Here is a 10,335-nt window from a genome sequence, read left to right on the forward strand (position 1 = left end):
CTAAGATAAATGATATAGGTCTCAAAGAACTGGAAAAGCTCGATACATGTGAATACAGAACACTATCATCTTATCTTATTGGTAAAATACCAGCAAAAAAATTACTCGATAGTGATGAGCTAGATACATTCAACGAAGAGATTAAAAAAAGTATTTCAGTGAAAGCTATTCAAGCAAAAAAACTGGTTGTTGTGTTAAAGGCAACCCGTTTATGTAATCTTCGTTGTACCTACTGCCACTCATGGGCAGAAGGCCCCAATCAGACGGTGTCATTTCATACCCTCGTCCGGACAGTACGGCAGATCCTTGCCATTCCTAATGTAAATAGATTTGAGTTTGTCTGGCATGGCGGTGAAATAACACTACTAAAGCCATCATTTTTTAAAAAGCTTATTTGGTTGCAGCAACAATTCAAGCGGCCAGAGCAATATATAACCAACACCATGCAATCAAATGTCGTTAACATCTCAAATGAGTGGTTAATATTTATTAAAGGTATTGGCATGAATGTCGGAATTAGTCTTGATGGAGTACCAGCGGTAAATGATAAACGGCGGGTAGACTATCGAGGCAGAAAGACATCTGAACGCATAGCCAAAGGAATAAAAAAACTTCTAGAGTATAATATTCCATATGGTGCTCTTATTGTTGTTGACCGAGAAGTTTATCAAACTGACATGAAAGAGATGTTGGACTATTTTATCTCAATAGAATTAACCCACATTGAGTTTCTTAATATAGTTCCTGATAATAGACTCGTTAAAGGGCAGTATGTTGGCGAAGGATTTATCAGTTATGCTGAATTTATCCAGTTTCTATCAGAGCTGTTTACTATTTGGGTAAACGGTTATCAGGGAAAGATACATATTGCTGTTTTTGATGATTTTATTCGTGTATTGAAAGATGCTAAAAATAAACCTTCCGCATGTTATTGGTCTGGCAATTGCTCGCAGGAAATTATCACCTTAGAACCCAATGGTGACATCTCTCCCTGCGACAAATATGTGGGTGATAAAGGTAGCATCTATGGATCTTTGTTAAATACTAACCTGGCGGATCTTTTAGCTCATTCATCGCATAATCAACAAGCCATCAATGAGGAAAAAAACGCGACTGAAAAAATGCAACATTGCGAGTGGTTTTCTATTTGTCATGGCGGCTGCCCTCACGACAGAGTTATTAATCGCAGACATACTGCAGGATATGATGATACATGTTGTGGAACAGGGAAATTACTGGCCACTATTAAGCATCATTTAGCCCATAGTTACTGAAGCCATCTTATTGTGGCTTCAGTTGTACACTACATTAGCCCTTTATAGTTCAACCTCTTGCCCTTTGCGGTGCAGGCGCAATGAAACCAGGAAGGTGACGAAGCACATTGCCGAAACGTACCAAAAGAAGCTGTTTTCCATATCAAAAGACTTGAGAGACAGCGCCACGTATTCAGCACTCCCACCAAACATGGCATTTGCAACTGCATAAGACAGGCCAACACCCAAAGCTCTGACTTCTGGTGGGAACATCTCTGCTTTTAGTAACCCGCCAATAGAAGTATAAAAACTAAGAATAATCAGAGCGGTAATAATCAGCATAAACGCAATATATGGACTGGTTACCCCTTTTAGTGCATGCAGAATAGGTACCGTTAATAGCATTGATAATAGACCAAACGTTAGCATAGATGTACGGCGGCTAATGCGATCGGATAATGCACCAAATAAAGGTTGTACCAACATAAAAATAAATAATGCCGCCGTCATGACCAGACTGGCGGTTTTCACATCCATCCCGGCGGTATTGACTAAATACTTTTGCATATAGGTGGTGTAGGTATAAAAAGAAAGAGAGCCACCCGCGGTGAAGCCTAGTACCATAATAAATGCGCGACGGTTCTTCCATAGCCCTTTCAAGCTGCCCGCATCCTTCTTATTACGGTTCTTCTCATCCGAGGTTTCATTCAGTGAACGGCGTAAGTAAAGAGCAACCACTGCCAACAGTGCGCCCAGAACAAAAGGAATACGCCAGCCCCAACTGTGCAATACCTCTGATGAAAGTGTTTGCTGTAATAGAACCAGCACCAATAATGCCAGCAATTGGCCGCCAATTAATGTGACATATTGGAACGAAGCATAAAACCCTTTGTGCCCTTTCACTGCGACTTCACTCATATAGGTGGCACTGGTGCCATATTCGCCCCCAACAGATAACCCCTGGAATAAACGGGCGACTAACAGTAAGACCGGTGCCAGGCTACCAATTGACGCATAGGTTGGCAGGCAGGCAATCATCAGCGAGCCGGCACACATCATATAGACCGAAATCAACATGGATAACTTGCGGCCATGTTTGTCAGCAATATAACCAAATAACCAGCCGCCAATCGGGCGCATCAAAAAACCAGCAGCAAAAACACCGGCAGTCTGCACTAATTGGGTGGTTGGATTATCACTGGGGAAAAAAAGCGGGGCAAAATAGAGCGCGCAAAAAGAGTAAATATAGAAATCAAACCATTCAACCAAATTCCCAGAAGAGGCCCCAACAATGGCTCGTATCCGTTGCCGGGTATCTGCTTTATCTGTCAGACGTGCTGATGTTCCCTGACCTTCTACCACAGTAGTGTCTAATGAAGTTGTTTCAACCATAATGATGCGTCTGCCATATTGTTAAACGTCCATGCCATATAAGCTCAGAACCGAGAAATCACAGACACTGAACTCTCATTTTTATATTGTTAGATTGTTAGATTGTTATATATTGGTAACATTATCGTTTCAATGAGAGTTATAGCGCAGAGAGTAGTTTAGGAAAAACCTCAATTTTCTGTGTGATGTCAATGGCATAAATATGTTAAGTCGACTGTTTGGTGAAGGCTTTTTTGTGAGCTGAACGACAGAAACAAACGGGAACAGTACGTAGTAAAAGTGACGATAAGTGGCCAGCACAGCGATGTTGCTGACCCTGTATTCGTCTGCCCTTTTCCGCCTAGAAAGCAGAATCGGGCTGGAGAAGAAAAGCCTGTTCCTCTGCACTTGAGACTCGCCCAAGGATATGATTGCGGTGTGGGTAGCGGCCAAAGCGATCAATAATCGCTTTATGGCGTAACTCATAATCAAGCTGATTGTCATTACCCAATTCGGTAAAGAGTTCTAATGCCTGTTTATGAATAAGCCCCGATTCGGAATGCATAAAAGGAAGATATAGAAAGCCGCGTTGAATATCAGATAATTGTTTCGTCTGACCACTGCTGATTGCTTCCTGCGCTAACACCAGCGCCATCCCGTCACAAGAAAATGACGCAGGTAAATCACGGAACAGGTTTCTGCTGAATTGATCCAGTATCAATATTTCCGCCAAACGCCCTTCAATTTTAAACCGCCAGTCGGCCAATTCCCCCTTTGATGCCGCTTGCCAAACCGGGCCAAACCGTTTGCGTAGCAGAGCATCAAAGTCCTCATCCTTTTTGAACCACAACGCCGGGTCCATCTCGTTAAACCAAAAGTCCAGAATCGATTGATACTCCATGTCACACCCCTGTGTTGCCTGCCGAAGGTTTATACCCATGAAAATAATAGCACTGATCAAGGTAGTATCAGTCTATCGTCTCTTTGCGCCGCCATCCATTCACCCACCTGACAATCTCTGCCATAATGGTTTCATTATTTGATGGTAGCTCAGCACCCATAATTACCTCTAGCTAACGGTGCACACTGACCACGGAGTCCAGCATGGATCACAGTAATACCTCGGATTTACTCTCTCTCGAACAAGCTCTGACTAAAATGCTGTCGCAGGTTACGCCATTGCAGGCAACAGAAATCATCGCATTGACCGAAGCGGCGGGACGTATCACCGCCAGTGCAATTACATCACCGATTGCTGTGCCCCCCTTCGCCAATTCAGCCATGGACGGATATGCTGTGCGTTGTAATGAGCTTAGCAGCACATTACCGCTGCCGGTGGCTGGTAAAGCTTTTGCTGGTGCGCCGTTTAAAGGTGAGTGGCCGGCCAATACTTGCGTGCGTATCATGACCGGTGCCCCAATCCCTGAGGGAGCCGATGCCGTCATCATGCAAGAACAAGCCGTGACCAGTGAACAAGGTGTCATATTCAATGGCCAGGTGCAGGTTGGGCAAAATATCCGCTTGCCGGGCGAAGATATCCAACAAGGTGCTGCCGTTTTCCCCGCAGGGGTAAAATTAGGTGCGGCGCAATTGCCGCTACTCGCCTCATTAGGCATTGCAGAGATTGCAGTATTTCGCTCACTAAAAGTGGCTATTTTCTCCACCGGAGATGAATTGCAACCAGTCGGGCAGCCCTTGGGCGAAGGGCAGATTTACGATACCAATCGTTTTGCAGTACGGTTAATGCTGCAACAGTTAGGCTGCCAGATAGTTGACCTTGGCGTGATCCGTGACGATCAACGCGCCTTGCGCACCGCATTTGAACAAGCCGATGCCGCCGCTGACCTTGTTATCAGCAGTGGTGGTGTCTCGGTGGGTGAAGCGGATTACACCAAACAGATGCTGGAAGAGTTAGGCGATATCGGTTTCTGGAAGTTGGCGATAAAACCCGGCAAACCTTTTGCTTTCGGCAAATTGGATAACGCCTGGTTCTGTGGCTTACCGGGTAATCCAGTCTCGGCTGCGCTAACATTCTATCAGTTGGTACAACCCCTTATTGCTAAACTCTCCGGCCATGCGGGGTGGCGTGCACCACTGCGCCTCAACGCAGTCGCCGCGACAAAATTGAAGAAATCCCCTGGCCGTTTAGATTTTCAACGCGGTATTTTCTCCACCAATGCTAGCGGTGAATTGGAAGTACGTAGCACCGGCCATCAAGGGTCTCACGTCTTTAGTTCATTCAGCCAAGGTAACTGCTTTATTGTGCTGGAACGAGAACGCGGCTCAGTCTCGATCGGTGAAACAGTTGAAATCGAACTGTTTAACGGGCTATTGGGACAATGAATTGTAAATTGTGCGGAGGCTGAGATGCTGCCAGAACTGACCGATGCCCAAGCCCTGCGTTATAACCGGCAAATCGTGCTGCGCGGTTTTGATTTTGACGGTCAGGAAAAACTGAATGCTGCCAAGGTGTTAATCGTTGGATTAGGGGGGCTAGGATGCGCAGCTGCACAATATCTGGCAGCCGCAGGCGTGGGCCACCTTACCCTGCTGGATTTTGATACGGTTTCGCTTTCCAACCTGCAGCGGCAGGTTTTGCATCGTGATAATCGTATCGGAATGTCAAAAGTGGCCTCTGCGGCATTGACGCTGTCTGAAATAAACCCCCATTTGGCACTGAAATCCATTGATGGTCAGTTAGATGACCAACAACTCGCGGCAACCATTGCTGAACATCAGTTGGTGCTGGATTGTACTGATAATGTCACCAGCCGCGAGCAACTCAATCGCCTGTGTCATGCACAACGTAAACCATTGGTTTCAGGTGCAGCAATTCGCATGGAGGGGCAAATCAGTGTTTTCACTTATCAGCCAAACCAACCCTGCTATCGCTGCCTCAGTCGGTTATTCGGTGACAATGCACTGACCTGTGTTGAAGCCGGGGTAATGTCGCCCCTGGTGGGGATTATTGGTAATTTACAAGCCATGGAAACCATAAAGCTGTTAGCTGATTATGGTCAGGTGATATCTGGGCGCATATTGATGTATGACGCCGCAACGGCAGAGTTTCGGACCATGAAGCTTGCCAAAGATGTCCACTGTGAAGTCTGTGGCAAAGATTAGCCGCCTATTTAGCGCAAAAAAAAAGCTGATGCAATGCATCAGCTCTCTTATCAACACACCATCAACTAATCAGGACTGAATACCCTGGCTACGCAGATAGTCTTCGTAGTTACCGGTAAAGTCGATCAGCTTGCCTGGTGTCATTTCAATCACTCGGGTCGCTAAAGAACTGACGAACTCACGGTCATGGGAAACGAAGATTAGCGTGCCTTCGTACATTTCCAATGCCATGTTCAGCGCTTCAATCGATTCCATATCCAAATGGTTGGTTGGCTCATCCATTACCATGATGTTAGGGCGCTGCATCATCAGCTTACCAAACAACATCCGCCCTTTCTCACCACCAGACAAGACCTGTACTTTCTTCTTAATATCGTCCTGGCTAAACAGTAAGCGGCCCAGCACACTGCGCACAGCCTGCTCGTCGTCTTTTTCCTGTTTCCACTGACTCATCCAGTCAAATACCGTCAGATCGATTTCAAAGTCGCTGGCATGATCCTGCGCGTAGTAACCGATCTTACTGTTTTCAGACCATTTCACGGTGCCAGAATCCGGCTCATAATCCCCTACCAAGGTTTTCAGCAAAGTCGATTTACCGATACCGTTTGGCCCGAGGATAGCCACTTTTTCACCCACTTCCAGGCGCAAATCCAGTTTTTTAAACAGCGGGCCGTCATCAAAACCTTTGGTCAACAGTTCAACTTCCAGCGCATTACGGAACAGCTTTTTATCCTGATCAAAGCGGATAAACGGGTTCTGGCGGCTAGATGCTTTCACTTCATCAAGCTGAATTTTATCAATCTGACGGGCGCGAGACGTCGCCTGTTTAGATTTAGAGGCGTTGGCACTAAAGCGGCTAACGAAAGATTGCAGCTCAGAGATCTGGGCCTTTTTCTTGGCGTTATCTGACAACAGACGATCACGAGCTTGCGTCGCCGCCGTCATGTATTCGTCATAGTTACCCGGATAAACACGCAGTTCGCCATAATCCAGATCCGCCATGTGGGTACACACCATGTTCAGGAAGTGACGGTCATGGGAAATAATAATCATGGTGCTGCTACGTTCGTTCAGCACTTGTTCCAACCAGCGGATAGTATCGATATCCAGGTTGTTGGTCGGTTCGTCGAGGAGCAAAATTTCCGGGTCTGAGAACAGGGCTTGCGCCAGCAATACACGCAATTTAAAGCCAGGAGCGATTTCGCTCATCAACCCATAATGTTGTTCAACCGGAATACCTACACCAAGCAATAATTCACCGGCACGGGCTTCTGCGCTGTAACCATCCATTTCACCATAGGCAACTTCCAGATCAGCCACTTTATAGCCGTCTGCTTCGCTCATTTCAGCCATAGCGTAGATGCGGTCGCGCTCTTCTTTTACTTCCCACAGCTCGCCATGACCCATAATAACGGTGTCCAGCACTGTGTTGTTTTCAAAGGCGAATTGGTCCTGACGTAACTTACCCAGACGCTCATTCGGGTCAAGGAATACGTTACCGCCGCTAGGAACTAAATCACCGCCAAGGATTTTCATGAAGGTGGATTTACCACAGCCATTAGCGCCGATCAGACCATAGCGATTACCGCCACCGAATTTTACTGAAATGTTTTCAAACAGCGGCTTGCTGCCGAATTGCATGGTGATATTGTTAGTACTTAGCACAGAGCTCGCTCTCGATTGGATTACTGAATAGGGATATTCAAGAATTATAGAAAATGTGATTCGGCGCGCATTATGCCACAAGATGGCAAGAGTATCGCCTCCAGTTTTGCACGAAATCTCAGCAAGAGCTTAAATCTGGCGCTAAGTGGCTGCGGCAATAAAAGCTTGATGCCACTAAAAGGGGCTATTAGCCCCTTAAATAAATACCCTAAACCCTAGGTTATTCGTGCTGTTACTCATCAATACATTGCAATGCACTGTATTTATCCAGCAGGAATGGCCGCAGATAGCCAACTGTGTTAGACATCGGTAGCACCTCTTCGCTGAGATGGATATTCAGGATATCGCTGAGATAACTACGACGTTTTTGTATTCTTTGCCAAACATCAGGATACTGTGCAGCGAGCGCATTACGTAAATGCTGATCAGCCAGTGCAATACACTCCTCAGCACTCACTCCGGCATAACCTTTTACCGAAGGAATGATATCGATTTGGAATATCATCCCACTGCGAATTATCTCTTCAGAATCGCTATAAATGGGAGAGCACAACCACTCTTCATCAGCAACTAAATGGCCGGGATTTAGCGACCAATGGTATTGTGATTTTGGGAAAACAGTTTCCACTAATGCGTACATCTCTTTCCCTGGCATACCAATACGAATATTTTCCAGCCAAGCGACGACTGTTGTGTAATAAGGTAGCGCAACCTTATCAAGATAATCTCTTTCCGCGCGCGGTAGTTCATCTGCATGATGAACCGCATAGCCGGTTCTACTGCTCAAACCGCCTTTAAACCCGGTGGTCAATGATATTTTATCGCCGAGTTGTACCGCTTTATCACTGGGATATAAATTTGCCTGTTCAAATCTGGCGCCAGTCGCAGCAATTATCACAACACTGTTCGGTTGGCCTTCATCTGCCAGATAACTGCCCAGTTGCTTTTCTGTTATGCCGATATCAACCGCCGCCAATGCATTAAGAATACAATTCGACGCCAAATTAGCGCCATATTCATAGTGCGCCAATTCATTAGCATTATTGGTCACTCTAGCTGCAATATCACTGCCAATAAATAGACTGGTGGCGTTAATAATCGTTGCTACGGGTGAAGCAGACTTTTTAATCGCATCCAAAATAAAATGCGGAATATCAAATAGCTGACTGTTATCGTCCAGCTTACTGGTAAACAGTTTCCATCCTGCAACCCCAATCTTTTTAGCCTGCTGAATCCCGGTTGCTGCCAATAATTCAGTAAGCGTTTTACTGTTGTCCATTGGTTGATTTGGCAATGAAAAATAGGGAACATGAATCGCGGTATTTCTGACTCTGGCATAGTCAGATAACTTTAAATTCTCGTTACCTAATAATAAATAGACCTCGCCTGAGGCATGTAACACCATAGCCGCTTCTTCAAAACGGGGAATAAACCCCGCCAGATATTCAAAGTTACCCCCATGCTCTTTGTCCGCATACACCAATAAATAATCGATAGCGGCACGGCGCATATTACTAATAACTTTAGCTTTGCGATATTCGATGGTTTCATCATTAATGGCTACCTTAGTAACAGCATCAAACCTTGGCGGCGTATCAATAGCGTTTAGTTTTACCTGGCGCTTAATAATCATCTTGTTCATAAGAATCATTACCTTGGTTAATTTATTTACACGCCGCCATACCCGCTATTGATGTTGATGCTATAACCACTTTGCATCGCGGGTAAAGGAGATGGTTAGCCACCGATGAGGGCCGGACTCGCCAATTTCTTTGGCTATTTCATCGCGTAATTGGTCAAAATAACTGACACCACTCGTCTCCATCTCTGGTGGAATAACCACATGAATCTCGATAAACAACCCCCGCCCCATGCGGGTAGCATAGTGGGAGTAATCAATAAATTTATATTTCGCCATTAACTTATCCATTAAGCTCTCAATGGCATTATCCAGATTGTCTGGCGTCATTTGTAATACTTCACGAACTGCCGAAATGACTGTTTTTATTGGCACAGGTATTAAGATCAGGGTTAACAAGGCCAATACAGCGGGGTCGGTATAAACAATCAAATGCGCATAGCGGGTCCCTTCCATACACCATGAAAGCAAGAAGGCTACTAATAACGCAGAACTGATGCAGGCCGACATTAACCAGCTTTTGGTATCCAATGCAATTAGCTCGGATTTAACTCGTTTATTTAAACGACGTTGTTTTAAAAAGAGGGTGAAACAGAAAATACTGACCACTAATGCATAAACAATCGCCCACCCCAACTCCAATTCCCTGCCGCCGTCGAAAATCCCCTTAATAGCATTGACGAATGCGTAAAGACAAAGAAAGGCCAGCAAGCTGCCATTGAAAGCCAGAACCAATGGTTCCACATGCCAGAAACCGTATTGAAAGCGCCGGCTGTGCGGCTGACCGAGTAATCGGGAAACCAATAGCGATAAACTGCACATTCCAGCATCTAAAGCAGAGAACATACCATCGAAAATAATCGACATCGAACCGCATACGATACCAAAAACAATCCCCATAATGGCGATAAACAAAGTGCAAAAAATTGAACGTCTTAAAATCTGCTGTTCAAGCTTGGTGTCATGTAACAGAGGTGGAGCCTGTTCACTGAGTGTCGTCATGATTTAAACCCATTTTTTTATTACAACCCATTTTTTATTACAACCTATTGTTTATTACAACCAACTGTTTTATGACAATCTATTTTTTTATTTAGCTTAATGCGTGAATCACGATAAGAGCCTGAAGGTTAATCCGCACTAATAGTAGTGTGTCATATTATCTCATTTTTACCAGTAAATTACGCAGTAACACCCAAACAGAGAACCTTGTTAATCTCTTGTTTTTATTAATTTAAAATATAGCGAACCCTATTGGCAGGGATTTTATATCGCCAATTGATA

At 45.0% G+C, this 10,335-nt stretch carries 8 protein-coding genes; 3 read left to right on the forward strand and 5 right to left on the reverse strand.

Annotation, left to right across the window (positions count from 1 at the left end; translation table 11 throughout):
* Positions 1 to 5: 5 nt before the first annotated feature.
* On the forward strand, positions 6 to 1,274 hold the full coding sequence (gene darE / locus V1952_RS16465; RefSeq protein ID WP_420075140.1) for a darobactin maturation radical SAM/SPASM protein DarE: 1,269 nt from the start codon (positions 6 to 8) through the stop codon (positions 1,272 to 1,274).
* 42 nt (positions 1,275 to 1,316) lie between these two features.
* Here darE and V1952_RS16470 read toward each other — a convergent pair whose 3' ends face one another.
* Together V1952_RS16470 and V1952_RS16475 are read right to left on the reverse strand one after the other, a co-directional pair.
* Positions 1,317 to 2,645, reverse strand: coding sequence for an MFS family transporter (locus V1952_RS16470; protein ID WP_083159411.1), 1,329 nt, complete (start codon positions 2,643 to 2,645; stop codon positions 1,317 to 1,319).
* A 340-nt stretch (positions 2,646 to 2,985) separates the two neighbouring features.
* On the reverse strand, positions 2,986 to 3,525 hold the full coding sequence (locus V1952_RS16475) for a DUF924 family protein (protein ID WP_420075136.1): 540 nt from the start codon (positions 3,523 to 3,525) through the stop codon (positions 2,986 to 2,988).
* Positions 3,526 to 3,728: 203 nt separating this feature from the next.
* Here V1952_RS16475 and moeA point away from each other — a divergent pair, with 203 nt between their 5' ends.
* Both moeA and moeB read left to right on the forward strand, forming a co-directional pair.
* Entirely contained in the window at positions 3,729 to 4,967 is a 1,239-nt protein-coding gene (gene moeA, locus V1952_RS16480) for a molybdopterin molybdotransferase MoeA (RefSeq protein WP_420075137.1), read from the forward strand.
* A 24-nt stretch (positions 4,968 to 4,991) separates the two neighbouring features.
* Positions 4,992 to 5,747 carry a molybdopterin-synthase adenylyltransferase MoeB gene (gene moeB / locus V1952_RS16485; protein WP_420075138.1) on the forward strand — a complete coding sequence of 252 codons (756 nt, stop codon included), beginning with the start codon at positions 4,992 to 4,994 and terminating at the stop codon, positions 5,745 to 5,747.
* Between the two features lie 69 nt (positions 5,748 to 5,816).
* On the opposite strand, the gene V1952_RS16490 is transcribed toward moeB, so the two are convergent.
* The 3 genes from V1952_RS16490 to V1952_RS16500 all read right to left on the reverse strand — a co-directional run bounded on the left by V1952_RS16490 (position 5,817) and on the right by V1952_RS16500 (position 10,053).
* Positions 5,817 to 7,412, reverse strand: a complete 1,596-nt coding sequence (locus V1952_RS16490; RefSeq protein ID WP_071843536.1) for an ABC-F family ATPase — start codon at positions 7,410 to 7,412, stop codon at positions 5,817 to 5,819.
* Positions 7,413 to 7,644: 232 nt separating this feature from the next.
* Positions 7,645 to 9,054, reverse strand: a complete 1,410-nt coding sequence (locus V1952_RS16495) for a M24 family metallopeptidase (protein WP_420075139.1) — start codon at positions 9,052 to 9,054, stop codon at positions 7,645 to 7,647.
* A 60-nt stretch (positions 9,055 to 9,114) separates the two neighbouring features.
* Positions 9,115 to 10,053, reverse strand: a complete 939-nt coding sequence (locus V1952_RS16500; protein ID WP_372558427.1) for a cation diffusion facilitator family transporter — start codon at positions 10,051 to 10,053, stop codon at positions 9,115 to 9,117.
* Between the last annotated feature and the right edge of the window lie 282 nt (positions 10,054 to 10,335).

Origin of the sequence: Yersinia sp. 2542 StPb PI, from assembly GCF_048593855.1 — a bacterium.
In the GTDB taxonomy this organism is placed as follows: domain Bacteria; phylum Pseudomonadota; class Gammaproteobacteria; order Enterobacterales; family Enterobacteriaceae; genus Yersinia; species Yersinia enterocolitica_E.

What these genes read in the sequence shown, in the direction of transcription:
- V1952_RS16495 (WP_420075139.1), bottom strand. Translation starts at nt 9,054, where the DNA reads ATGAACAAGATGATTATTAAGCGCCAGGTAAAACTAAACGCTATTGAT.
- moeA (WP_420075137.1), top strand. Translation starts at nt 3,729, where the DNA reads ATGGATCACAGTAATACCTCGGATTTACTCTCTCTCGAACAAGCTCTG.
- V1952_RS16475 (WP_420075136.1), bottom strand. Translation starts at nt 3,525, where the DNA reads ATGGAGTATCAATCGATTCTGGACTTTTGGTTTAACGAGATGGACCCG.
- V1952_RS16470 (WP_083159411.1), bottom strand. Translation starts at nt 2,645, where the DNA reads ATGGTTGAAACAACTTCATTAGACACTACTGTGGTAGAAGGTCAGGGA.
- moeB (WP_420075138.1), top strand. Translation starts at nt 4,992, where the DNA reads ATGCTGCCAGAACTGACCGATGCCCAAGCCCTGCGTTATAACCGGCAA.
- V1952_RS16500 (WP_372558427.1), bottom strand. Translation starts at nt 10,053, where the DNA reads ATGACGACACTCAGTGAACAGGCTCCACCTCTGTTACATGACACCAAG.